The 23,036-nt window shown below is 72.2% G+C and carries 23 protein-coding genes; 13 read left to right on the top strand and 10 right to left on the bottom strand.

From position 1 onward, the window contains the following. Positions 1-104 precede the first annotated feature (104 nt). From pheA to FGW37_RS16815, 3 genes are all read left to right on the top strand, one after another. A complete protein-coding gene (pheA, locus tag FGW37_RS16825) occupies positions 105-1,040 on the top strand; it encodes a prephenate dehydratase (protein WP_179084736.1) in 936 nt (311 codons plus the stop codon). 675 nt (positions 1,041-1,715) lie between these two features. Beyond that, a complete protein-coding gene (serS, locus tag FGW37_RS16820) occupies positions 1,716-2,993 on the top strand; it encodes a serine--tRNA ligase (RefSeq protein ID WP_179081798.1) in 1,278 nt (425 codons plus the stop codon). After that, positions 2,990-3,814, top strand: a complete 825-nt coding sequence (locus tag FGW37_RS16815; protein WP_179081797.1) for an HAD family hydrolase — start codon at positions 2,990-2,992, stop codon at positions 3,812-3,814. The genes serS and FGW37_RS16815 overlap by 4 nt, the downstream gene beginning before the upstream one ends. Here the strand turns inward: FGW37_RS16815 and FGW37_RS16810 are convergent. After that, positions 3,786-4,481, bottom strand: a complete 696-nt coding sequence (locus tag FGW37_RS16810; RefSeq protein ID WP_246430800.1) for a rhomboid-like protein — start codon at positions 4,479-4,481, stop codon at positions 3,786-3,788. The genes FGW37_RS16815 and FGW37_RS16810 overlap by 29 nt on opposite strands. 182 nt (positions 4,482-4,663) lie before the next feature. Between FGW37_RS16810 and FGW37_RS16805 the strand changes: the two genes are divergently transcribed. The 3 genes from FGW37_RS16805 (at position 4,664) to FGW37_RS16795 (ending at position 7,709) form a co-directional block, all read left to right on the top strand. Further along, positions 4,664-5,374 (top strand): FadR/GntR family transcriptional regulator, encoded by a 711-nt coding sequence (locus FGW37_RS16805; protein ID WP_179081796.1) that lies wholly within the window; start codon positions 4,664-4,666, stop codon positions 5,372-5,374. A gap of 50 nt (positions 5,375-5,424) precedes the next feature. Further along, complete coding sequence (locus FGW37_RS16800) at positions 5,425-6,699, top strand: CynX/NimT family MFS transporter (protein WP_179081795.1); 1,275 nt, start codon at positions 5,425-5,427, stop codon at positions 6,697-6,699. A gap of 62 nt (positions 6,700-6,761) precedes the next feature. Beyond that, entirely contained in the window at positions 6,762-7,709 is a 948-nt protein-coding gene (locus tag FGW37_RS16795) for an aminoglycoside phosphotransferase family protein (protein ID WP_179081794.1), read from the top strand. A gap of 56 nt (positions 7,710-7,765) precedes the next feature. Here FGW37_RS16795 and FGW37_RS16790 read toward each other — a convergent pair whose 3' ends face one another. Genes FGW37_RS16790 through FGW37_RS16775 form a run of 4 tightly spaced genes read right to left on the bottom strand, consistent with a single transcriptional unit; the run spans position 7,766 to position 11,299 of the window. Next, the gene (locus tag FGW37_RS16790; protein ID WP_179081793.1) at positions 7,766-8,485 is read right to left on the bottom strand and encodes an ABC transporter permease; all 720 of its coding nucleotides are present in this window, start codon (positions 8,483-8,485) and stop codon (positions 7,766-7,768) included. A gap of 15 nt (positions 8,486-8,500) precedes the next feature. After that, the gene (locus tag FGW37_RS16785) at positions 8,501-9,412 is read right to left on the bottom strand and encodes an ABC transporter ATP-binding protein (protein ID WP_179081792.1); all 912 of its coding nucleotides are present in this window, start codon (positions 9,410-9,412) and stop codon (positions 8,501-8,503) included. Beyond that, the gene (locus FGW37_RS16780) at positions 9,409-10,308 is read right to left on the bottom strand and encodes an ABC transporter permease (protein WP_179081791.1); all 900 of its coding nucleotides are present in this window, start codon (positions 10,306-10,308) and stop codon (positions 9,409-9,411) included. Before FGW37_RS16780 ends, FGW37_RS16785 begins: the two co-directional genes overlap by 4 nt. Further along, positions 10,298-11,299, bottom strand: coding sequence for an ABC transporter ATP-binding protein (locus FGW37_RS16775; RefSeq protein WP_179081790.1), 1,002 nt, complete (start codon positions 11,297-11,299; stop codon positions 10,298-10,300). The genes FGW37_RS16780 and FGW37_RS16775 overlap by 11 nt, the downstream gene beginning before the upstream one ends. Before the next feature lie 238 nt (positions 11,300-11,537). On the opposite strand from FGW37_RS16775, the gene FGW37_RS16770 reads away from it, so the two are divergent. The 4 genes from FGW37_RS16770 to FGW37_RS16755 are packed head-to-tail and all read left to right on the top strand — an operon-like array spanning position 11,538 to position 16,155. Then, positions 11,538-12,386: a M24 family metallopeptidase gene (locus FGW37_RS16770; RefSeq protein WP_179081789.1), complete on the top strand. Its 849-nt coding sequence runs from the start codon at positions 11,538-11,540 to the stop codon at positions 12,384-12,386. Further along, positions 12,383-14,167, top strand: a complete 1,785-nt coding sequence (locus FGW37_RS16765; protein ID WP_179081788.1) for an SDR family oxidoreductase — start codon at positions 12,383-12,385, stop codon at positions 14,165-14,167. Before FGW37_RS16770 ends, FGW37_RS16765 begins: the two co-directional genes overlap by 4 nt. 20 nt (positions 14,168-14,187) lie before the next feature. Continuing rightward, a complete protein-coding gene (locus tag FGW37_RS16760) occupies positions 14,188-15,102 on the top strand; it encodes a metal-dependent hydrolase (protein ID WP_179081787.1) in 915 nt (304 codons plus the stop codon). Between the two features lie 12 nt (positions 15,103-15,114). After that, positions 15,115-16,155, top strand: a complete 1,041-nt coding sequence (locus FGW37_RS16755; protein ID WP_179081786.1) for a MerR family transcriptional regulator — start codon at positions 15,115-15,117, stop codon at positions 16,153-16,155. 83 nt (positions 16,156-16,238) lie between these two features. On the opposite strand, the gene FGW37_RS16750 is transcribed toward FGW37_RS16755, so the two are convergent. Then, positions 16,239-16,796 carry a hypothetical protein gene (locus tag FGW37_RS16750; RefSeq protein WP_179081785.1) on the bottom strand — a complete coding sequence of 186 codons (558 nt, stop codon included), beginning with the start codon at positions 16,794-16,796 and terminating at the stop codon, positions 16,239-16,241. A gap of 110 nt (positions 16,797-16,906) precedes the next feature. On the opposite strand from FGW37_RS16750, the gene FGW37_RS16745 reads away from it, so the two are divergent. Both FGW37_RS16745 and FGW37_RS16740 read left to right on the top strand, forming a co-directional pair. After that, a complete protein-coding gene (locus FGW37_RS16745) occupies positions 16,907-17,434 on the top strand; it encodes a PadR family transcriptional regulator (protein WP_179081784.1) in 528 nt (175 codons plus the stop codon). Beyond that, on the top strand, positions 17,434-17,976 hold the full coding sequence (locus FGW37_RS16740) for an RNA 2'-phosphotransferase (RefSeq protein WP_179081783.1): 543 nt from the start codon (positions 17,434-17,436) through the stop codon (positions 17,974-17,976). The genes FGW37_RS16745 and FGW37_RS16740 overlap by 1 nt, the downstream gene beginning before the upstream one ends. Before the next feature lie 79 nt (positions 17,977-18,055). Here FGW37_RS16740 and pspAB read toward each other — a convergent pair whose 3' ends face one another. The 3 genes from pspAB to FGW37_RS16725 all read right to left on the bottom strand — a co-directional run bounded on the left by pspAB (position 18,056) and on the right by FGW37_RS16725 (position 20,674). Beyond that, on the bottom strand, positions 18,056-18,640 hold the full coding sequence (pspAB, locus tag FGW37_RS16735) for a PspA-associated protein PspAB (RefSeq protein WP_179081782.1): 585 nt from the start codon (positions 18,638-18,640) through the stop codon (positions 18,056-18,058). Between the two features lie 39 nt (positions 18,641-18,679). Beyond that, positions 18,680-19,609 (bottom strand): zinc metalloprotease HtpX, encoded by a 930-nt coding sequence (gene htpX / locus FGW37_RS16730; RefSeq protein ID WP_179081781.1) that lies wholly within the window; start codon positions 19,607-19,609, stop codon positions 18,680-18,682. A 162-nt stretch (positions 19,610-19,771) separates the two neighbouring features. Then, a complete protein-coding gene (locus FGW37_RS16725; RefSeq protein ID WP_179081780.1) occupies positions 19,772-20,674 on the bottom strand; it encodes an LLM class flavin-dependent oxidoreductase in 903 nt (300 codons plus the stop codon). A gap of 114 nt (positions 20,675-20,788) precedes the next feature. Here FGW37_RS16725 and FGW37_RS16720 point away from each other — a divergent pair, with 114 nt between their 5' ends. Next, positions 20,789-21,667: an HAD family hydrolase gene (locus tag FGW37_RS16720; RefSeq protein ID WP_179081779.1), complete on the top strand. Its 879-nt coding sequence runs from the start codon at positions 20,789-20,791 to the stop codon at positions 21,665-21,667. Positions 21,668-21,743: 76 nt separating this feature from the next. On the opposite strand, the gene FGW37_RS16715 is transcribed toward FGW37_RS16720, so the two are convergent. Then, positions 21,744-22,868 (bottom strand): M23 family metallopeptidase, encoded by a 1,125-nt coding sequence (locus tag FGW37_RS16715; protein ID WP_179081778.1) that lies wholly within the window; start codon positions 22,866-22,868, stop codon positions 21,744-21,746. Positions 22,869-23,036 lie beyond the last annotated feature (168 nt).

The raw sequence follows: 23,036 nt of genomic DNA, 5'->3' as shown, positions 1-23,036 counted from the left end.
TCCTCACCCGCGGGGACGGACCGGGCCTGCGCTCAGTGCGCAGGGCCCGCCACCGGGGCGCTCGGTATCGTGGCGAGCCCCCAGACGATCGAGGAGCCCGCGTGATGTCGGCCAGCCGCTACACCTATCTCGGCCCCGAGGGCACATTCACCGAGGCCGCGCTGCGGACACTGCCGGAGGCGGCGACGCGGGAGCTGGTGCCGATGGTGTCCGTGCCGGCGGCGCTGGACGCCGTGCGGAACGGCGAGGCGGCGGCCGCGCTCGTGCCCATCGAGAACTCGGTGGAGGGCGGAGTCACCGCGACGCTCGACCAGCTCGCCACCGGTGCTCCGCTGATGATCTACCGCGAGGTGCTGCTGCAGATCACCTTCGCGCTGCTCGTGCGCCCCGGGACCGGGCTGGCGGACATCAAGACGGTGACCGGCCATCCCGTGGCGCAGCCGCAGGTGCGCAAGTGGCTCGCCACGCATCTGCCGGACGCGCTCTGGGAGTCGGCGGCCTCCAACGCGGACGGCGCGCGCCTGGTGCAGGAGGGGCGCTTCGACGCCGCGTTCGCCGGGGAGTTCGCGGCGGCCACGTACGGGCTGGAGCCGCTGGTCACCGACATCCACGACGCGCAGAACGCGCAGACCCGGTTCGTGCTGGTGGGCCGCCCGGCGCGGCCCGCGGCGCGGACGGGCGCGGACAAGACGTCCGTCGTGGTGTGGCTGCGCGACGACCACCCCGGCGCTCTGCTGGAGCTGCTGCAGGAGTTCGCGACGCGTGGGGTGAACCTGATGCTCATCCAGTCCCGCCCGACGGGCGAGGGCATCGGCAACTACTGCTTCGCGATCGACGCGGAGGGGCACATCACCGACCGGCGCGTGGGCGAGGCGCTGATGGGTCTGAAGCGGATCTGCCCGCAGGTGCGGTTCCTCGGCTCGTATCCCCGGGCGGGCGTGGAGCCGGCGGAGGTCGGTCCGGCGCGCTACGGCACGTCGGACGAGGAGTTCGTGACGGCGGCGGACTGGCTGGTGCGCTGCCAGGACGGCCGGGCCTGAGCAGGCCGCAACCGGGCCGGCCGCGCGTAAGCGTAAGCGGGAGTCGTTGATGTCCACGTATCGACGGTAGCCGTCGGCGCGGACATCCCCAGAGTTATCCACAGGGGGTTCTCGACCTGGGGATAAGTCGACAGAGCGAGGCGCCTGCACCGCCCTGCGAATCGGTCAAGGTCGACAAATCGCTCTAGCCACAGGGCCGTCATCCACAGCACCTAGGTTCGCTCGATCGGGCTGCGCACAGCCCGCCCGTCAGCGGAATGTCTGTGAATAACCCTTTGGAGCGAGGCAATACCACCCGAATGAGTGGCCGAGCGAGGTTTGACCAAGGAATACAGGGCGCAGGACAGAAGCGGACGGAACGTTCGATTCCGGCGTCCACAGATTTCACGCACAGCCTGTGGACAAAGAAAGCGGAGGGGCACCCTCCTGTGGACAAGGAGCGGGCCAACTCCCGCCGCCCGCAAGCAGATCAGCCGCCCGCACCACCGCTATGCCCCCTTTTCGGCAAAAGCGCAGCCATTCCCCAGGGGTCCGCTCCGACGGCTTTTCAGTGCCTTTCCGATCACCCGCAGCCCTGATTATTCACAGCCTTTTCCAGGCACCCAAAATGGGACAAAACATCACCAAGAGGAATATGCCGTCGAGTGATCGCGTCCGCAACGGTAGCCTGGAGGGGTGATTGACCTTCGCCTGCTTCGTGAGGACCCCGACCGTGTGCGCGCCTCCCAGCGCGCCCGTGGAGAGGATGTCGACGTCGTCGACGCACTGCTCTCCGCCGACGAACGGCGCAGGTCGTCCAGCGTCCGCTTCGACGAACTCCGCTCCGAGCAGAAGGCGCTCGGCAAGCTCATCCCCAAGGCCGCCGGCGACGAGAAGGCCGCGCTGCTGAAGAAGGCGGGCGAGCTGTCCGCCGCCGTCAAGGCCGCCGACGCCGAGCAGGACGAGGCCGCCGCCGAGGCGCAGCGCCTGCTGCTGCAGATCGGCAATCTGGTCCACCCGGACGTGCCGCGCGGCGGCGAGGACGACTTCGTCGTCCTGGACACCGTCGGCACCCCGCGCGACTTCGCCGCGGAGGGCTTCGAGCCCAGGGACCACCTGGAGCTCGGCCAGCTGCTCGGCGCGATCGACGTCGAGCGCGGCGCCAAGGTCTCCGGCTCGCGCTTCTACTACCTGACGGGCGTCGGCGCCCTGCTGGAGCTCGCGCTCGTCAACGCCGCCATCGCCCAGGCCACGGCCGCCGGCTTCACCCCGATGCTGACGCCCGCCCTGGTCAAGCCGCGCGCCATGGAGGGCACGGGCTTCCTCGGCCAGGCCGCGCAGGACGTCTATCACCTGGAGAAGGACGACTTCTACCTGGTGGGCACGTCCGAAGTGCCGCTCGCGGCGTACCACATGGACGAGATCGTCGAGGCCTCGCAGCTCCCGCTGCGCTACGCCGGCTTCTCGCCGTGCTTCCGCCGCGAGGCCGGCACGTACGGCAAGGACACCCGCGGCATCTTCCGCGTCCACCAGTTCGACAAGGTCGAGATGTTCTCGTACGTCGCGCCGGAGGACGCCGAGGCCGAGCACGCGCGCCTGCTGGAGTGGGAGAAGCAGTGGCTGAACAGCCTTGAGCTGCCCTACCAGGTGATCGACGTCGCCACGGGTGACCTGGGCGCGTCCGCCTCGCGCAAGTTCGACTGCGAGGCGTGGATCCCCACCCAGGGCAAGTACCGCGAGCTCACCTCGACCTCCAACTGCGACGAGTTCCAGTCGCGGCGGCTGTCCATCCGCCTGCGCGACGGCAAGACCGTCAAGCCGCTGGCCACCCTCAACGGCACGCTGTGCGCGGTGCCGCGCACGATCGTGGCGCTGCTGGAGAACCACCAGCAGGCTGACGGTTCGGTGCGCGTGCCCGAGGTGCTCCGTCCGTACCTGGGCGGGCGCGAGGTGCTGGAGCCTGTCGCCAAGTGAGTGACGGCAACGGCACCGCCTCCCCGCTGCCCTACCGCCTCGTCGCGACCGACCTCGACGGCACCCTGCTGCGCTCCGACGAGACCGTCTCGGAGCGCACCCGGTCCGCCCTGAAGCTGGCCACGGAGGCGGGTGCCGCGCATATCGTCGTGACCGGCCGGGCCGTCCCGTGGACGCGCCACATCCTTCAGGAGCTGGACTACCAGGGCCTGGCGGTGTGTGCGCAGGGCGCGCAGGTCTACCACGCGGGCGAGCACCGGCTGCTGACGTCGGTGACGCTGGACCGCCGGCTCGCCGGGCTGGCCATCGCCAAGATCGAGGCCGAGACCGGCCCGCTGCACCTCGCCGCGGGCCGCGACGGCCTCGACGGCGAGGTGCTCGTCACCCCCGGCTACCGCATCCAGGAGGGCCCCCTGCCGGCCGTCCCGGCCCACGACCGGGACGAGCTCCTGGCCGAGCCGCTCAACAAGCTCTACCTGCAGCACCCGGAGCTCGACGACGACGCCCTGGCCGAGGCCGCGCGGGCGGCCGCGGGCGACCTGGTCGGCGTGACGATGGCGGGTGCGGGCATCGTCGAGCTGCTGCCCCTGGGGCTGAGCAAGGCCACCGGCCTGTCCCTGGCCGCGCGCCGGCTCGGGATGAAGCCCGCCGACACGATCGCCTTCGGCGACATGCCCAACGACATACCGATGTTCGGCTGGGCGGCCCACGGCGTGGCCATGGCCAACGCCCATCCGGAGCTGCGGGCCGTCGCCGACGAGGTCACCGGGTCGAACGAGGACGACGGGATCGCTACGGTCCTGGAGCGTCTCTTCGGCTGACCGGGCCCGACGTCACGGCCGCGGCCGCCTGTCGCAGGGCTTCGGGCACGCGCGCGAAGTCCCATGCCGGGCGGTCGTGCGTGAACTGCCGGAAGCCCAGGCCGATGGCCACGGCTATCGCGTGCCCCGCGTCGGTGAAGGTGCCGCCCGTGGCGAGCGGGAGGCCGAAGAAGAGCACCACTCCGGCGAGGTAGAGCCACCGCCACGGCCGCGGCATCCGGTAGGTGAGGATCCCGGCGGCGGCCGCGAGCCCGTACGAGACGCCGATGTCGACGACTCTCTTCATCGACCGCGGCAGTGAGTGGTCCTCTATCGACATCAGCACGATCTCCTGGCTGATGAGCGTCGCCGCGATGTGCGCGAAGCCGACGGTGAAGAGCCACCGGGCGGTGCCGATCCAGCGCTCCACGTTCGCGTGCAGCGCCTCGAAGAGCGCGGCGTAGAGCAGGAACGACGAGGGGTTCTCGATCCAGAACCCGCTGATCAGGAGCGACTGCAGCGGGTGCTTGGTGAGCTGGTGGATGTTGCTGCTGGTGCGGTGCAGCAGGAACGTCTCCAGGTCCTGGCTCGCCGCGGCGATGACGAGGCTGGTGATGCCGATGACGAGCAGCCATATGTGCGTCCCCGGCGAGGAGCGGACCCAGGAACGGACGCCGGAGCGGGCCAGGGAAGCGGCGCGGGCGGCGACGGCCGGCCACCGGCCGGGCGTGCCGGAGCCGCGGCACCCTTTCCGTCCACGCACCATTCGACGGTAGCCATCCGGCACCCTGGCCGCCCTTTCGGCGGAGTTGTAGGATGACTGGGCAATCGGGTGAATCATGCGCGGCCGAGGCCGGGACCGGAGGACGAATGGCACTGCGGGCAGCGGGACGGCAGTCCCTCGTGGACACCGTCGTGGATCAGTTGCGCGCCCAGGTCACGGCCGGCGAGTGGAAGATCGGCAGCCGCATCCCGACCGAGCACGCGCTGGCCGAGCAGCTCCAGGTCGGCCGCAACACCGTCCGCGAGGCCGTCCGCGTCCTCGTGCACGCCGGAATGCTGCGCTCGCGGCAGGGCGAGGGCACGTTCGTGGTGTCCATGGCCGACCCGGCCGAGATCATGCGCGGCGTGCAGCGCGCCGGAGTGCGCGACGTACTGGAGCTGCGCATCGCGCTGGAGGCCGAGGCCGCGCGCCTCGCGGCCCTGCGCCACGAGCCCGCCGACCTCGCCCGGATGAAGGCCGCCCTGGAGGCCCAGACGGCGTTCGAGGACCCCGAGGGCCAGCCCGACTCCGGCAACCTGGAGCTCTACGCCGACCACGACGTCGAGTTCCACCGCGCCGTCGTGGAGGCCGCGCACAACAGCGCGCTGACCGCGACCTACGCCTGGTTCAGCAGCTCCGTCCGCGAGGCGCTGGTCACCGCGCTCGGCGACCGCGACATGCCGCGCATCATCCACGGCGACCACCACGCCCTGATGGACGCCATCGCCTCCGGCGACCCCGAGGCCGCGGCGCGGGCCGCCCGGGCCCTCCTGGATCGCCCGAAGCAGGCCGTGGAGAGCCTCCTCTCCGAGAGCTGACCCGCACCACCCCTCACCACCTCACCGCACGTCCCTGGAAAGGCACCCCCATGTCGGAAACGAGGCCGGACACACTCGACCCCCTGATAGACGCGGAAGAGAACCTGGCCCCCACGCCCCCGGTGGCCGCCGCGCGCCGCACCCTGCGCGCCCACCCCGCGCTCGTCATGACCGGCATCGTCCTCGCCTCGCTCAACATGCGGGCCGCACTCGCCGGCGTCTCGCCCCTCATCGGTGAGATCGGTGACCACTTCCACCTGGCGGCCGCGGCGAGCAGCCTTGTGACCACCATCCCGCTGGTCTTCATGGGCCTGGGCTCGATCGTCGCCCCGAAACTCGCCCGGCGCTGGGGCACGGAGAGCGTGTTGTGCGGTGCCCTCCTGCTGCTGTGCGGCGGCATCCTGCTGCGCGTCGCGCCCCCGGTCGTCGCCCTCTTCGTCGGCTGTGCACTCGTCGGCACGGCGATCGCCCTGCTCAACGTGCTGATGCCCGGCCTGGTGAAGCGGGACTTCCCCGACCGCGCCGCAAGCATGACCGCCCTGTACTCGACCACGCTGATCCTCGGCGCCACCGGCTCGGCCGCCCTGTCCGTACCCCTGGAGAACGCCCTGGGCGGCTGGCAGGGCTCCCTCGCCTCCTGGGCGCTGCTCGCCGCCGTGGCGGCCGTCGTGTGGGTCCCGCAGGCCCTCCTCGCGCGGCGCGGCACCCGGCACGGCCGGGCGGCCGCCACGCCCGTACAGACGGCGCAGAGCGGGCCGAAGCTGACCCGGTCGCCCATCGCCTGGCAGGTCACGCTGATGATGGGCACCCAGTCGCTGATCGCCTACGTGTGCATCGCCTGGATGCCGACGGTGTTCACCGACGGCGGCATGAGCAAGAACGAGGCCGGCATGGTCTACGCCTTCTACACGCTGGTGCAGATGGCCGGTTCGTTCGTCGTGCCCATGGTCGCCGGCCGGATGCGCGACCAGCGCCTGCTCGGCGCCGGGGTCGTCGTCCTCATGGCCGCCGGGGTCACCGGCCTGCTGACCGCTCCCGTGGCGGGCGCGTGGGTCTGGGCGACGCTGATGGGCGTCGCGCAGGGCGGTCTGCTCGGCCTCGCCCTGACGCTCATGGTGCTGCGCACGCGCGACGCCCACACCGCGTCCCGCCTGTCGGGCATGGCCCAGACGTGGGGTTACCTGCTCGCCTCCGTCGGCCCGTTCGCGATCGGTGCCGTCCACCAGGCGACCGACAGTTGGACGCTTCCTGTCGCCCTGCTGCTCGTCGCCTGCGCGGCACTGCTGCTTCTCGCCATGGGCGCCGGGCGCGATCGGAAGATCTGAGACGTTGGGTGAACAGGAGGCCCTCCGGGGCCTCCCCACCCGTAGTGAGGAGACCGTCGCCCATGCACGCCGCTCACCGCATCACCGTCCCGGCGGAACTCGCCGGCTTCCACGAGGACTTCGACGGGGAGGCCGGCCGCTCCTGGATCGCCGCGCTGCCGGAGCTCGCCGCCCGCTTCCTCGACCGCTGGGGCCTGCGGATCGACGGGCCGGCCTCGCACGGCATGGTCGCCCTCGTCCTGCCCGTGCTGCGGGAGGACGGCACCCCGGCGGCGCTCAAGCTCCAGCCGGTCACCGACGAGAGCGCCGGGGAGCCGGCCGCGCTGCGTGCCTGGAACGGTGATGCGGCGGTCGCGCTCCTCGACCACGACGCCGCGAGCGGCACGATGCTGCTGGAACGGTTGGACGCCGACCGTTCACTCTTGTCCATACCGGATGCCGAAGCTTCACTGCAGACACTCGCCGAACTGCTGGGGCGTCTCCTGAAGGCTCCCGTGCCCGCCGGACTGCGCTCCCTCGGGGACGTCGCCGGGGCGATGCTGAAGGACGTCCCCACGGCGCTGCCGGAGCTGCGCGACCCGTCGGAGCGCCGCCTGGTCGAGGCGTGCGCCGAGGCCGTCCGGGAGGTCGTCGGCGAGCCGGGCGGCCTGCTGCTGCACTGGGACCTCCACTACGCCAACGTCCTCTCCCCCGTGCCAGGCTCCGCGCGCGAGCCGTGGCTCGCCATCGATCCCAAGCCGCTCGTGGGCGACGCCGGCTTCGAACTGCTGCCCGCTCTGCACGACCGGTGGGACGACATCACCGCGACCGGTGACGTGCAACGGGCGGTGCTGCGCCGCTTCGACCTGATGACCGATGTCCTGGGGCTGGACCGGCGGCGGGCGGCTCGCTGGACGCTGGGCAGGGTGCTGCAGAACGCCCTGTGGGACGTTGAGGACGGCGACGACGCGCTCGCGCCCGAGCAGGTGGAGATCGCCCGGGCGCTGCAGCGTTATGCCGTACGGGATTGACGTTCGGAGGACGAGGCTGAGGGGGAGCCCCGGGAGTGAGCCTCAGGGGACGGGGCTCACTCCTCCCCGGCGAGCGTCAGGGAGCGCAGCTTCTGGCCCGCGAACCACGTCGCTGCCACCGTCACACCGGCGAGCAGGGACAGGGCCAGCGGCAGGCCCACGTCCGAGGAGACGGCGCCCTCCGCACCGATGCGCTGGGCGAGGGCGAGCGACCACTGCTGGACGCTCAGCGTGCGTGCGCCGGGGACGAGGCTGCCGAAGAGCGACTCCCACACCAGGGCGTAGACCAGGCCGGCCACGACGGCGTGCCGGGTGAGGGTGCCCAGCAGCAGGAACATCGCGCTGTAGGCGATGGAAGCGACGACCGCGGCGACGGCGTAGGCGACCGCGATCTGCTGGCTGTTGCCGTTGAGTACGAAGCCGGCGATGAGCGTGGGGACGGCCGAGAAGACGGCGGTGACGCCGATCGCGACGACCAGCTTGGTGAAGATGATCGTGGGGCGCTTGACCGGCTTGGACAGCAGGTAGACCACGGAGCCGTCGTCGATCTCCGGGCCGATCGCGCCGGTGCCGGCGACGACGCCGATGAGCGGGACCATGGTGGCCAGTGCGAGGCCGCCCAGCACGCTGCCCGCGGTGCCGTCGTCGGCGCCGACGAGGATCCGGACCACGACGGAGACGCCGATCAGGAGGGCGGGCAGCCCGAAGAGGATGAAGGCACGGCGGCGGCCCAGGAGGCCCCGGTAGGTGAGCCGTGCGACGGTGGCGTTGTACATGGCGCTGGGCTCCTTTCAGGCCGCGACGAGGTACGAGAAGACCGATTCCAGGGACTCGTCCGAGGGCGAGACCGTCAGGAGCCGGATGCCGTGCTCCCGGGCGACCCGGGGCAGCAGGGCGGTGAAGCGCCCGAAGTCGACGGCCTGGATGCGCAGGGCGCTCTCCTGGACGTCCACTTCGATGCCCGCCGTCGACGGGTCGGCGATCAGGGCGGCGGCGAGCGCGCGGTCGTCGCTGGAGCGCACGAGATAGCGGTGCGGGCGGTCGGTCATCAGCCGGCGGATCTTGCGGAAGTCGCCGGAGGCGGCGTGCCGGCCCGCGACGACGACCTCGATGTGGGTGGCCAGCTGCTCGACCTCCTCCAGGATGTGCGAGGAGAAGAGCACGGTGCGGCCCTCGGCGCCCATCCTGCGCAGGAGCTCCATCAGCTGCATGCGCTGGCGCGGGTCCATGCCGTTGAAGGGCTCGTCCAGCAGCAGCACGGAGGGGTCGTGGACGAGCGCGGAGGCCATCTTCACGCGCTGCCGCATGCCCTTGCTGTACGTGCTGATCGCGCGGTCCTGCGCGTACTCCATCTCGACGGTGGCGAGCGCCCGCTGTGCCTCGGAGGCGCCCAGTCCGTGCAGTTCGGCGTTGGCGCGGACGAACTCCAGGCCGGTGAGGAAGTCGTACATCGCCTCGCGCTCGGGGACGATGCCGATGTGGCGGTAGATCTGCTCGTTGCGCCAGATGGGTGCGTCGTCGAGGGTGACGGTGCCGGTGGAGGGGGCGAGGAAGCCGCCCATCATGTTGATGAGGGTGGACTTGCCGGCGCCGTTGGGGCCCAGGAGGCCGGTGACGCCGGGGCCGACGGTCATGGAGACGTCGTTGACGGCGACGACGTTGCCGAACCAGCGGGAGACGTTGTCGATGCGGATCGAAGTCACAGCCCGACCTTTCGGTAGCGGCTCATCAGCACCCCGTAGGAGCCGGCGATCAGGGCGGCGAGGACGAGCAGGTAGACGAAGCCCGCCGCGGTGCTCGGCCCGTGGCCGTCGGGGAAGGCGGAGGTGGCGGAGAGGAACGCCGTCTGCACGCCGTCGACGAGGGTGATGGGCGAGAACAGGCCCATCCAGCCGATCGCATCGGTGTTGTCGCGCTGCAGGGCGATGCCCTGGACGGTGCTCACCACCCCGTAGGAGATGGTCAGGACGGCGATGACGGCGGCGACGCCGAAGCCACGGCGCGGTGTGAGCGCGGCGACCACCAGGCCGATGCCGGCGAAGAGCAGGGAGAGCAGTGCCACGGAGACCAGTCCTTGGGCGAAGCCCTTCGTCTGCTCCGCGAAGTCGAGCTTGGCGAGCAGGGCGCCGACGTAGAGGATCAGCAGGGGCGTCGCGGTGAGGATGAACAGGGCGGAGAACATCGCGGCGAACTTCGCGGTCACGTAGTCGACGCGTTCGATGGGGCGCGAGAAGTACAGCGGCACGGTCCTGAAGCGCAGGTCGCGCGAGACGGACTGCGGGGCCTGTGCCGCGACGTAGAGGCCGATGACGACCTGCATGATGATCGCGTAGCGCGTGTACTCCACCGGCAGCTTGTTGAGCTTGGTGGCGACCGTGACGGCCACCATGATGGCGGCGGGCAGGCACATCACGCCGAACAGGATCATCGGCAGCACCTTGGACTTCGCCGACCGGCCGAGGCCGTACGCGCCGCGCAGGCTCTGCGAGAAGAGCGAGCGGCGGGCGTAGGAGCGGCCGAGGCGGGCGCCGGAGTAGTTGCGGTAGCCGATGTTGTGGATGACGTCCTGCGCGGGCGCGGAGGCGGTCTCAGGCGGCATCGGTGCTGCCCCTTTCGTGTGCGCTCTGGAAGACCTCCGCGATGCGGTGGCGGCGCTGCTCCATGCGGATGAGGCCGAGGCCGAGGCCGGCGACCGCGTCGCGCACGGTGTCGTAGGTGTCGTCGCCGGTGACGTCCACAAGGAGGACGTGGCCGGACCCGGCCGCCGCGAACTCCCCGCCCTGGCCGACGGGCTGGACGGCGAGGCCGGCCGCGGTGAGCGCGGCGGCGAGGGCCGCCGTGCCGTCCGGGTGGGTGTCGGAGTCGGTGACCTCGACCGCGAGGGAGGCCGTGGCCTGGGTGAAGTCGCTGGTGGAGGAGGAGCGCAGCAGCTTGCCGCCGTCGATGACGACGACGTGGTCGCAGGTGCGCTCCAGCTCGCCGAGCAGGTGTGAGGTGACCAGCACCGAAATGCCGAAGTCGGTGTGGATGCGGCGGATCAGGCCGAGCATCTCGTCGCGGCCCACGGGGTCCAGGCCGTTGGTGGGCTCGTCCAGGAAGACCAGCTGGGGGTCGTGGACGAGGGCCTGGGCCAGCTTGACCCGCTGTTTCATGCCCGTCGAGTAGCCGCCCATGGGGCGGTAGCGCTCCTCGTAGAGGCCCACGTGGCGCAGCGTGTCGGCGGTGCGCTCGCGGGCTGCGGTGACGGGCAGGCCCGACATCCGCGCCATGTGGACGACGAACTCGGTGGCCGACACGTCGGGCGGCAGGCAGTCGTGCTCGGGCATGTACCCGACCCGCTCGCGGATGGCCGCGCCCTCGGTCGCGATGTCGAGGCCGAGCACGCTGGCGCGGCCCTCGGTGGCGGGGGACAACCCGAGCAGGATCTTGATCAGCGTGGACTTGCCGGCTCCGTTGGCGCCCACCAGGCCGGTCACGCCCGGCGTGATGTCGACGGACAGCCGGTCAAGAGCGGTCACCCGGGGGAACCGCTTGCTGAGGCTTTCGGTAGCGATCACAGTCACACCTTCGAAGGTAGTGGCGCGTGCCACACCAGGCGTCAGACCAGATGGCTGGTTCCGTGTAGTCCTCGGGTCTGACGTGCCCGTAGGGGAACGGTCCGGAGGGAGGGGTGGGGCGGGTGCGGCACCCGGAGGAGGGTGCGGGGCGGCGAAGAGGTTTTCCACAGGCCGTGCACGACCCTTGACGCAGCCGCCGGCCATTGTCACATTCGTCAGTGTCACGTTACGGACGCGTACCGGAGTCGGCTCACGGGACGGACGAATGGCCATGACCTCAGCAGTGCCTCGGGAACTCACCGGCGAGTTGCGGGGCTTCAGGGAAGTCCAGCGGCTGGCCTACGACTGCGCGGAGGCGGTGGCCGCACAGCTCGGGCCGGGCGTCACCGAGCGCGAGGCGGCCCGGATGCAGCGGGAGTGGCTGCAGCGGCGCGGCGTGCGGGACTGGTTCCATCTGCCCTTCGCCTGGTTCGGGGACCGCACGGCGTTCGCGGGCTTCCGGGTGCCCCTGCAGTTCTTCCCGACCGGCCGGCGGCTGGAGGCGGGGATGCCCTTCATCCTCGACATGGCCCCGGTCCACCGCGGCTTCACGGCCGACATCGGCTACTCCGGCTGTCTGGGCCCCCATCCGCTGCACGACCGCCTGATGGCCGATCTCGCGGAGCACCGGGAGCTCGTCCTGCGCGAGGTGCGCGAGCGCCGCCCCCTGCGCGAGATATACGAGGACGTGGACCGGCTCATGGTCCGCCAGGGCTATGCCAACCGGCACCGCGCCTATCCGTTCGGGGTGATCGCGCACAAGGTGGGCCGGGTCAGGGAACGCCGCTGGTCGCCGCATGTGTTCGGGTTCGGCACCCAGGCGCTCAAGGGGCTCGCCTCCGACGCCCTCCGCGGGCACCGGGAGGGCTGGTCCCCGCTGTGGAGCCCGCACCGGTTCTCCGACCACCCGCCCCGGCCGGGCCTGTGGGCGGTCGAGCCCCACCTCGGCTTCCGGGGGACGGCCGCGAAGTTCGAGGAGCTCCTGGTGGTCACCGACTCCCGGGACCCCGAGGAGAGCGCGTTCTGGCTGGACGACGATCTGCCGCATGTGCGGCGCACGCAGGAGGAGAGGGCCGCATGAGCGAGAACGCCGGCAACAGCGCGGGGCTCGAGGGCGCGCGGGAGCGCCGGATCCGTACGGGCGGGGTCGAGCTGTGCGTGGCGGAGCTGGGCGATGCCTCGCTGCCCACGATGGTGCTCGTGCACGGCTATCCGGACAGCAAGGAGGTCTGGTCCGAGGTCGCCGAGCGGCTGCGCGACCGCTTCCACGTCGTGCTGTACGACGTGCGCGGCCACGGCCGGTCCTCGGCGCCGAAGCCGCTGCGCGGGGGCTTCACCCTGGAGAAGCTCACGGACGACTTCCTGGCCGTCGCGGATGCGGTGAGCCCGGACGCGCCGGTGCACCTGGTCGGGCACGACTGGGGGTCGGTGCAGGCGTGGGAGTTCGCCACCGTCGCCCGCACCGAGGGGCGCATCGCCTCCTTCACCTCCATCTCCGGCCCCTCCCTCGACCACCTCGCGATGTGGTTCCGCAAGCGCGCGGCGCGGCCCACCCCGCGGCGGACGGCCCAGATCCTCGGCCAGAGCGCCCGGTCCTGGTATGTGTACGCGCTGCACGCCCCCGGGCTGCCGGAGGCCGTCTGGCGCGGACCCCTGGGCAAGCAGTGGCCCAAGTTGATGGCGCGCCTGGAGAAGCTCCCGGTGTCCGGCTATCCGACGCCCTCCCTGCCGTCGGACGCCGCACACGGCGCCTGGCTCTACCGCGACAACATCCGCGCCCGGCTGCGCCGCCCGCGCACCGATGCCTACGCCCACGCGCCCGTGCAGCTGATCACCCCCACCGGCGACGCCTATCTCTCCGAGCGGCTCTACGACGACCTGGAGCAGTGGGCGCCCGGCCTGGTGCGGCGCAATCTGGCCGCCAAGCACTGGGTTCCGCGCACCCGGCCCGATCAAGTGGCGGCGTGGATCGCCGAGTTCGCGCTGTCCCGGCAGGAGAGCGGGCGGCCTGCGGAGACCGCGCCCACCGGCCCGTACGCGCGCTGGTTCGCCGGACGGCTGGTGCTGGTCACGGGGGCGGCCAGCGGCATCGGACGGGCCACCGCGTTCGCGTTCGCCGAGGCGGGCGCCCGGGTCGTCGCCGTGGACCGGGACCCGGAGGGCGCGTCCCGTACGGCCGACATGGCCCGGCTGATCGGCTCCCCCGGCGCCTGGGGCGAGTGCGCCGACGTCTCGGACGAAGCGGCGATGGAGAAGCTGGCCGCGAAGGTCGCCGCCGAGTACGGCGTGGTGGACGTGCTGGTCAACAACGCCGGTATCGGGTTCGCCGGATCCTTCATGGACACCTCGGCCGAGGACTGGCGCAAGGTGCTCGACGTCAATCTGTGGGGCGTCATCCACGGCTGCCGCCTCTTCGGCAAGCAGATGGCCGAGCGCGGCCAGGGCGGCCACATCGTCAACACGGCCTCGGCCGCAGCCTTCCAGCCGTCCAGGACCCTTCCCGCCTACAGCACGTCCAAGGCGGCGGTGCTGATGCTGAGCGAGTGCCTGCGCGCCGAGCTGGCCGGGCAGGGCATCGGCGTCTCCGCCATCTGCCCCGGCATCGTCAACACGCCGATCACCGGCGCCACGCGCTTCGCCGGGGTCTCCGAGGAGGAGCAGCGGCGCATGCGCACCAAGGCGGGCCGGGCCTACGGCCGACGCAACTACCCGCCGGAGAAGGTCGCGGAGGCCGTCCTGCGGGCGGTGATCCGCAATCAGGCGGTCGTGCCGGTCACCCCCGAGGCCCACGGCCTTCAGTTCATGTCCCGCTTCGCACCGTGGGCGCAGCGGGCCCTCGCCCGGATCGAGCCGCCGCTGTAGCGGACGGCGGAGGAGCAGAAATGACCGACGGCCACGCGGGCGGGCACACGATAGCCCCCCGCCGCGTCTCCTTCGACTGGGACGCGACACCCCTGCACTGGATACCCGACGAGCCCACCGCCACTCACGTCATCAACGTCCTGCACCTGCTGCTGCCCGCCGGGGAGCGGTGGTTCGTCAAGGTGTTCAAGGAGGCCCTCCCGCTGGTCGGGGACCCGGCCCTGCTCAAGGACGTCAAGGGGTTCATGGGCCAGGAGGCCACGCACAGCGTGCAGCACGCGTACGTGCTGGGCCACCTCGCCGCACAGGGCCTGGACACCAGCCCGTACACCCGCCACGTCGACTACCTCTTCGACGTCCTGCTCGGTGAGCGGCCGCCGTTCGGCCTGCCGGTGACGGCGCAGGAATGGCTGCGCTTCCGGCTCTCGCTGATCGCCGCCATCGAGCAGTTCACGGCCGTGCTGGGCAATTGGGTGCTGGGGGCCGAGGGCCTCGACCGGACCGCGCCCGACCCGGTGATGCTGGACCTGCTGCGCTGGCACGGCGCCGAGGAGGTCGAACACCGCTCGGTCGCCTTCGACATGTACGAGCACTGCGGCGGGGACGACCCGGGGCGCTATGCCCGCCGCGTCCTGGGCATGGCCGTGACGGCGCCCGTGCTGTTCTACCTGTGGGGTTACGGTGCCCGGTTCCTGATCCGCAACGACCCTCGGCTCGTGGGGCGGATGCGCTATTCGCTGCGCGCGCACAACCGGGCCGTGGAGAAGGATCTGCTGCCGAGCTGGCGGGAGTTGGGCTCGGCGGTGCCCCGCTACCTCCGGCGGTCGTACCATCCCTCGAAGGAGGGGTCGCTGCGCAGGGCCGTTGACTATCTGGCGACCTCACCCGCGGCACGGACCGCGGCGGGCGCGATAGGCCGCGCGGCCCTCTCGTAAGGAGCGACCCACTTGTCCGAGCATCCCGGGCGACCCGAGCCGCCCCGCGAATACCGCATCGAGGACCTCGCCCACCGCAGCGGCGCCACGGTCCGCACGATCCGGGCCTACCAGGACCGCGGGCTGCTGCCCAAGCCGGAGCGGCGCGGGCGCGCCAACGTCTACCGGGACGCGCACCTGGCGCGGCTGCACCAGGTCGCGGGGCTCCTCGACCGCGGTTACACCCTGGCCAGCATCAAGGAGCTGCTGGACGCCTGGGACACCGGCCGCGGCCTGGGCGGGGTCCTCGGGCTGGTCGCCGAGGTGGACGGACCGTGGACGGACGAGGAGACGGGCCGGATCACCCGCGCGGAGCTCGACGCCCGCTTCGGCGGCATCCCCGACGACGACGCCGTGGAGGAGGCCGTGCAGCTCGGTGTCCTCGTGCGCGTACCGGGCTCGCCCGGGGAGTTCCTCGTCCCGAGCCCGCAGGAACTGGCCGTCGCCGCGGAGCTCCACGCCGCGGGGGTGCCCCTGCCCGCCATCACCGGCCACCTGCGCGAACTGCGCACGAGGGTCGAGCACATAGCGGGCCGGTTCCTGGACTTCACCACCGAATACGTCTTCCGGCAGTACTTGGACCACGCGCCCACCGACGAGGAGGCCGCCGAGGCCGCCGCACTGGTGCGCCGTCTGCGCCCCCTGGCCCAGCAGACGGTCGACGCCGAACTCGCCCGTGCCATGCGCGCCATGGCCACGCGCTACCTCCGCGACCATCTGGACGGCGAGGCCGCCGTGGGCGCGGCTTCCGAGGGTGGCGACGCGAGTGCCCCCACCGGAGGGCCTGCGGGCAGCACGGCGGATCCGGTCGGCGGTACGGCGGGCGCTGCTGCAGCCGCTGCCGGCTCGCCGGCGGCCGCCCGCGGAGCGGTCCGGCTCCCCGAGGGGACCGTCCGGGCCGTGGCGGCTCTCGTGGGGCCGGGGAACGTCGCCGCCTTCATCGCCGCTGCCGCGGAGCGCGAGGTCCGGGCCCGCACCATGGATGCGCTGGTCACCCGCCCGGAGACCGAATAGCCCTCGGCGATCGGTTCGGTGATCGGGCCGGGCCGGCGGCGCGGTCGTCGTCATGGCGCGGACCTCCTGTGCGGTGAAGGGGTTTACCGGGCTGCCAGGGCGTAGCGGGCGCGGACGCGCTCGGGATAGCGGGCGGTGAAGACGGCGGGCAGGGCGAAACCCGCGACCTGGACCGGGACGGACACCGCGCTGCCGAGGCCGGCGGCGCTCACGGCGGCCAGCGCGACGGCCGTCACGGTGAAGGCGAGGGCCCAGGCGGAGGTGATCACGACATTGATGCGGAGGAAGACCGGGGTGTCCCACACCTCGGGCGGTGCCTGCGTCTTGGCGATGCCGGTCGTGAACGGACGGCCGGCGGCCAGCGTGGCCCAGGCGGTGAGCGCGAGCCATCCCAGGGACAGGGCACCGCCGAAGTGCCGCAGCCCGCTGTGCGGGAAGGCGAAGGCCGCGACGGTGAGCGCAGCGAAGAAGCAGACCGTGCTGACCTCCAGGATCAGCGCATCCCCCTCGGTACCGGCCTTGCGCTCCTTGACCAGCAGGCCGGCCCCGGCGACGAGCCCGGCCACCGCGCCCCACTGCCAACCGACGGAAGAGACAAGCGCGAAGGCGATCCAGGGAATGAAGCCGCGCACATAGCTCATCGAAGTCTCCTCGGCGGGGGCCGGCCTTCCCGCCGACATTCCAACTCTGACACGTCAAAGATAGAAGCTCCTCACTCGACATGTCAACAGTGGAAGGTAGAGTGAAGGGCATGAGCCTGAGACACGCGATGCTGGGCCTGCTGGCCGACCAGCCCGCCAGCGGGTACGACCTGATGAAGCGGTTCGAGACCTCGCTGAGCAACGCCTGGCCCGCGACCCAGAGCCAGGTCTACGGCGAGCTGGGCAAGCTCACGAAGGCCGGCCTGCTGGAGGTCGCGGCGGAGGGCCCGCGCGGCCGCAAGGAGTACGCGATCACGGACGAGGGCCGCGCCGAGCTGCACCACTGGCTCACCGAGACCCCGCCCGGCACCGTCCGCCGCAGCGAAGCCCTCCTGCGGGTCTTCTTCCTCAACCACCTCACGCCTGTGGAAGCCACCGCCTATCTCATGGGCGAGGCCGAGCGCGCCGCGGGCCGTCACAAGGCGCTGGAAGAAGTCGGGCGTAATGTCGACTGGGGCGACGACGCGCTGTCCGTGAACGGCCGGCTGGCGCTCGAGTACGGTCTGCGCTTCACCGCCATGCGCGAGGAATGGGCCCGCTGGGCCGCCGGGGAACTGAGGAAGGCCCGGGAGCGGTGATGGACGCCCGGCGCGCGACGCGCATCTCGAAGTACCTGGCCAAGCACCTGCGCCACGAGCCGGACCGGATCGGCATCACCCTGGACGCCCAGGGGTGGACGCCCGTGGACGACCTGCTGGCGGCGAGTGCGGCGCACGGCTTCCCCTTCAGCCGGGCCGAGTTGGAAGAGGTCGTCGCCGCAAGCGACAAGCAGCGCTATGCGCTCGACGGCGACCTTATCCGGGCCAACCAGGGCCACTCCGTGCCCGTCGAACTCGGCCTGCCGGTGACCGAACCACCGGCCGTGCTCTTCCACGGCACGGTGTCGCGCTCGGTCGCCGCGATCCGGGCCGGGGGCCTGCTCCCCATGGCCCGGCACGCCGTCCACCTGTCCCCCGACCGCGAGACCGCGACGCGCGTGGGCGCCCGGCGCGGCAAGGCGGTCGTGCTGACCGTGGACGCCCAGGGGATGCACCGCGCAGGGCACGTCTTCCGCGTCAGCGAGAACGGCGTGTGGCTGGTCGAGCGCGTACCGGCCGAGTTCCTGCGCTTCCCCGGCTGAACCCGCGCCCCGGTCGCCGATCCCGGATCGGTGATCCCGGACCACCCGCCCGGACCGCCCATGGGCCCGCCCGCCCCGCTCACAGGCCGGGCGCGCCCCACACGGGGAACCAGCGGGCCAGGTCCTCCTCGACCCGCAGGTCGTCCGCCAGCAGCGCCCGCACCTGCAGTTCCAGGCCGTTGTCCCGCTTGTCCTGCGCCCCCGCCGCCGGCGCGAACGGGTAGAACGTGCCGCGCTTGTAGAGGTAGACCAGGGCCAGCGAGCGCCCGCCGGCGTCGCGGAAGCCCATCAGCGAGCAGAGCAGCTGCGGCCCGAACCCGCCGTCCTGCAGCAGCGTGTTCACCGCGTGCAGGTCATTCACCAGCGCGGCCGTGTCCTCCGGCGGCTGCCGCGCGAGCAGCCAGGTGTAGCCGTACGCGTCCCGGCTGAACTCCACGGGCACTCCGCCGCGCTCCGTGTCGGCGTCCAGCAGGGCCCGTACGTCCTGCTGCAGCTGTTCGAAGGCCCCGCCCTCCACGCTCGCGAAGCAGACCGAGCCCAGCCCGGTCGGGGTGAAGCCCGCGCCCGCCTGGAGGGTGATCGCGGCGGAGGGCAGGGCGAAGAGTTGGTCGAGGTCGGGGCGGACCGGCTTGCTGCGGCCGAGGATGGCGTCCAGGAAGCCCACGGGCGCACGCTCCTTCTGGGCGGGGACGGCGGTCGGGCGTCAGGCGCGGCCGAGCCGGGCCGAGATCCGGCCGAGTTGCTCCAGCCGCTGTTCCAGCGTCGGGTGGGAGGCGAGCAGGCGCCCGAAGCTCTCCTTGGAGAGGGCGGGCGCGAAGTAGAAGGTGTTGAAGGGCTCGGCCTGCCGCAGGTCGCGGGTGGGTATCCGGGCCATCTCACCGGTGATCTTGGTCAGGGCGGCGGCCAGGGCGGAGGGCCGGCCGGTCAGCAGGGCTCCGGCGCGGTCCGCCGACAGCTCCCGGTAGCGCGACAGCAGGCGGGTGAGCAGGAAGCTGATCGCGTAGACGACGGCGCTGATCAGCGGGATCAGCACGACCAGGATGGCCGTATTGCTGTCCCGCCCGCCCACGCGGCGGAAGCCGCCCCACAGGCCGACGCGGGTGATGACCCCGGCCAGGACGCCCAGGAAGGAGGCGATCGTCATGACGGCGACGTCACGGTGGGCCACGTGGGAGAGCTCGTGGGCGAGGACGCCCTCCAGCTCCTCCGGCTCCAGCCTGCGTAGCAGCCCGGTCGTCGCGCAGACCAGCGAGTTCTTCCGGTTGCGCCCGGTGGCGAAGGCGTTGGGCACATCGCTGTCGGCGATCGCCACGCGCGGCTTCGGCATGTCCGCGAGCGCGCACAGGCGGTCGACGGCGCCGTGCAGCTCGGGCGCCTGCTCGGGGGTGACCTCACGCGCGCCCATGCTGAAGGCGGCGATCCGGTCGCTGAACCAGAACTGCGCGACGAACAGGCCGCCCGCGAGGAGCAGGATGACCGGCCAGGCTCCGCGCAGGAGCGCCAGCAGCACGCCCACGAAGACCACGTAGAGCAACCCGATGAAGAACATCGTGCTCACCATGCGGGCGGTGAGCCCCCGGTCGGGGGCGAACCTGGTGCTCGACGAGGGGTGCGAGGAGTGCGAGGAGTGCATGGGGAACCTCCAAGGCCGGCTCTCTGTGGAACGCGCCCCCCGTAGGTGCCTATGCCCCGATTCTCCCTCTCCACCGTCCGCGCCGGAATCCCACAGAAACCGGGCCGGGAGGCCGGCAGCCGCCGGGCCCCGTATCCGTATCCCCGGGTCAGCATCCCCCGGTCAGCGCGAGAGCTGTGCGAGCCCGTCCGTGGCGATCTTCTCGAAGACGGCGACGTCCGCCGCGAAGACCGAGTCCGCGATGGGCCAGTGCACCACGATCTCGTCGATGCCGAGCTCCGCATGCGAACCGGCGAAGTCGACGAAGGCGTCCACGGAGGCCAGCGGCCGGTCCGGGCTGAAGCCCGTCAGCATCGTCTTGCCGAGCTCCGAGACGTCCCGGCCCAGCTCGGCACAGGCTGTGCCCAGCCGCTCGATCTGGCCCGCGATCGCCGCCCGGGACTGCTCGGGCGTGCCGGTCTCGAAGAGCTTCGGGTCGCCCGTGGTCACCCACGCCTGCCCGTGGCGGGCGGCGAGCCGCAGACCGCGCGGGCCCGTGGCCGCGACCGCGAAGGGCAGCCGGGGGCGCTGGACGCAGCCGGGGATGTTGCGCACCTCGAAGGCGGAGTAGTGCTCGCCCTCGTGCGTGACGACACCCTCCGTGAGCAGGCGGTCCAGCAGCGGCACGAACTCGCCGAAGCGGTCGGCCCGCTCCCGCGGCGTCCACGGCTCCTGGCCGGCCTTCAGCAGGGCGGTGGCGTCGAAGCCGGAGCCCCCGGCGCCGATGCCGAGCGTGATGCGGCCGCCCGAGATGTCGTCCAGGGAGATGAGCTCCTTGGCCAGCGTGACGGGGTGCCGGAAGTTCGGGGAGGTGACGAGCGTGCCGAGGCGTATCCGGGAGGTGGCGGCCGCGGCTGCGGTCAGCGTGGGGATCGCGCCGAACCACGGCCCGTCGCGGAAGGTCCGCCACGACAGGTGGTCGTAGGTGTAGGCGGCGTGGAAGCCCAGCTCCTCGGCACGCTGCCAGGCGGCCCGGCCGCCCTCGGACCAGCGGCGGTCGGGAAGGATCACGGTGCTCAGTCGCATGCCACCGAGCCTAAGCGGTGGGACCGGCATGCCCGGGGTGACGACGGGCACACCGGCTTGAAGGCATACGCGGCCTTACGTACACCTGTGCGCCGCATATGCCCGTGGCCCAGAATGGAACCCGTGACTTCAGCTACCGAGCAGCCCGAGACCCCCGCCGCGCAGCGGCCCGCCGCCATGCCCCGGCTGATCGCCACCGACCTGGACGGCACGCTCCTGCGGGACGACAAGACGGTCTCCGAGCGCACTGTGGCGGCGCTCGCCGCGGCCGAGGCGGCGGGCATCGAGGTCTTCTTCGTCACCGGCCGCCCGGCCCGCTGGATGGATGTGGTCAGCGACCACGTGCAGGGTCACGGCCTGGCGATATGCGCCAACGGCGCCGCCGTCGTCGACCTGCGCGACGGCGCCCGCTTCGTCGAGGTCCGCCCGCTGGAGCGCGCCGACGCCCTCGCCGTCGTGCACGCCGTCCGCGCCGCGGCCCCGGGCTCCTCGTTCGCCGTCGAGCGCACCGCCGGCATCCACTACGAGCCCGAGTACCCGCCGTTCTTCCTCGACCCGGGAGCGGTCGTCGCCCCCGCGGAGAAGCTGCTGGCCGAGGACAGCGGATACACCGAGCCGATCCTCAAGCTGCTGGCCAGCCACCCCGACCTGGGGCCGGACGAATTCCTCGCCATCGCCCGCGAGGCGGCCGGCGCGCACGGCTCCTTCACCCGGTCCAGCCCCACCGCCCTGCTGGAGATCAGCGGGCCGGGCGTCAGCAAGGCCAGCACCCTGGCCCGGTGCTGCGCGGAGCGCGGCATCTCCCCCGAGGAGGTCGTGGCGTTCGGCGACATGCCCAACGACTTGGAGATGCTCGACTGGGCCGGCACCGCGTACGCGATGGCCAACGCCCACCCCGAGGTGCTGGCGGTCACCACGCGCCACACCGTCGCCAACACGGAGGACGGCGTCGCGGCCGTCATCGAGCGGATCCTGCGCACCGGCACCGCCTAGCGGTCCGCTCGGCGGCTCGTTCCGACGAACCCATTCCGACGACCCGTTCCGACGACCCGGCCGCCGGTCCGCACGCCTACAGCCGTACGCCGCGGGCGTTCAGCCAGGGCACCGGGTCGATCGCCGACCCGAACTCGGGCGAGGTGCGGATCTCGAAGTGCAGGTGCGGTCCGGTGGAGTTGCCGGTGGTCCCGGACAGTCCGATCCACTGCCCGGCGCGCACCTGCTGCCCGGGCGTCACGAACGTCGCCGCGAGGTGCGCGTACTGCGAGTACCAGCCGTCGTCGTGCTGCACGACGAGGCTGATGCCGAACGCCCCTCCGCACCCGGCCGCGACCACCGTCCCGGCGCCGATCGACCGCACCGGGGTGCCGGAGGGCACCGCGAAGTCCTGACCGCTGTGCGTGCTCGCCCAGTTGGCGCCCACTCCCCCGAAGCCTGCGGTCAGCTGGTACGAGGTGACCGGACGTGTCCAGCGCCCGGGCGCCTGTGCCGCGGCGTTCTCCGCACCCGTTCCCCCGCCGGAGGCGGCGCGCCGGAGCGGGGCGCAGCGACCGTTGTCGACCGCCGCCTGCGCCAAGGTGTTGAGGTCCTCCCGGGCCTCCACCAGGCGGGCCTCGAGCGCGCGCACCTGCTCCCGCAGCCGCTCGCTGTCCTTGTCGAGCGCGGGCCGGGAGAGGGCGAGCTCCTCGCCCTCGGCGACCAGCCTCCGGCTCTTGCGGTCGTCCTCGTCCAGCATCCGTGCGAGGCGCGCCCGGCGGCGGGCGTCGGGCACCTGCAGGGCCATCAGCTCGAAGGGGTCTTCGGCGGCCGATTCGTCGGCGGGGACGGCGGTGAAGCCGCCGGTGCGGTACTGCTCGCGGGCAGCCGACCCCACATCCTCGCGCAGCGTGTCGGCTACGACCCTCCGGCCCTGCAACAGACGGTCTATCTCCCGGGACCGCGCCTTTTTCTCCTTGGCCGCACGCTGCGCCTGCTCGTACTGCCTCCGGGTCTCCTCCGCCTCCTGCCTCAGCCGGAGCACCTCGGAGGTGACCCGGGTCGCGCGGTCCGGCGCGCGGACCGTCTCGGGAGGGGCGGAGGGGAGTGACGGGAAGCCCAGTGCGCACACGGCGCACAGCACGCAGATGACGGAGACGACCGCGGCGCCGGCCCTCGGCAGCAGGCGCGGTCCGCGTATCGGGCGGTACAGGCGTCGCATGGACGCGATCTTGTCGTGTGTCCTGCCCGGGCGCGCCCGCTGAGGTCCGTTCGGAGGAACCGCTGCGGCCGGCCGGGCGATCCGGACGGGGCCGGGTGAGGCCTCCGGGCCCGGCCTGCCGGCTCAGCCTTACGAAGCGGCCTCCACCTGCCGCCTTCCGGCGCGTCT

Source organism: Streptomyces rectiverticillatus (genome assembly GCF_013394065.1).
Classification (GTDB): Bacteria; Actinomycetota; Actinomycetes; order Streptomycetales; family Streptomycetaceae; genus Streptomyces; species Streptomyces rectiverticillatus.
The sequence above is the reverse complement of the archived record's forward strand: the minus strand, read 5'-3'. Positions and strand labels throughout refer to the sequence as shown.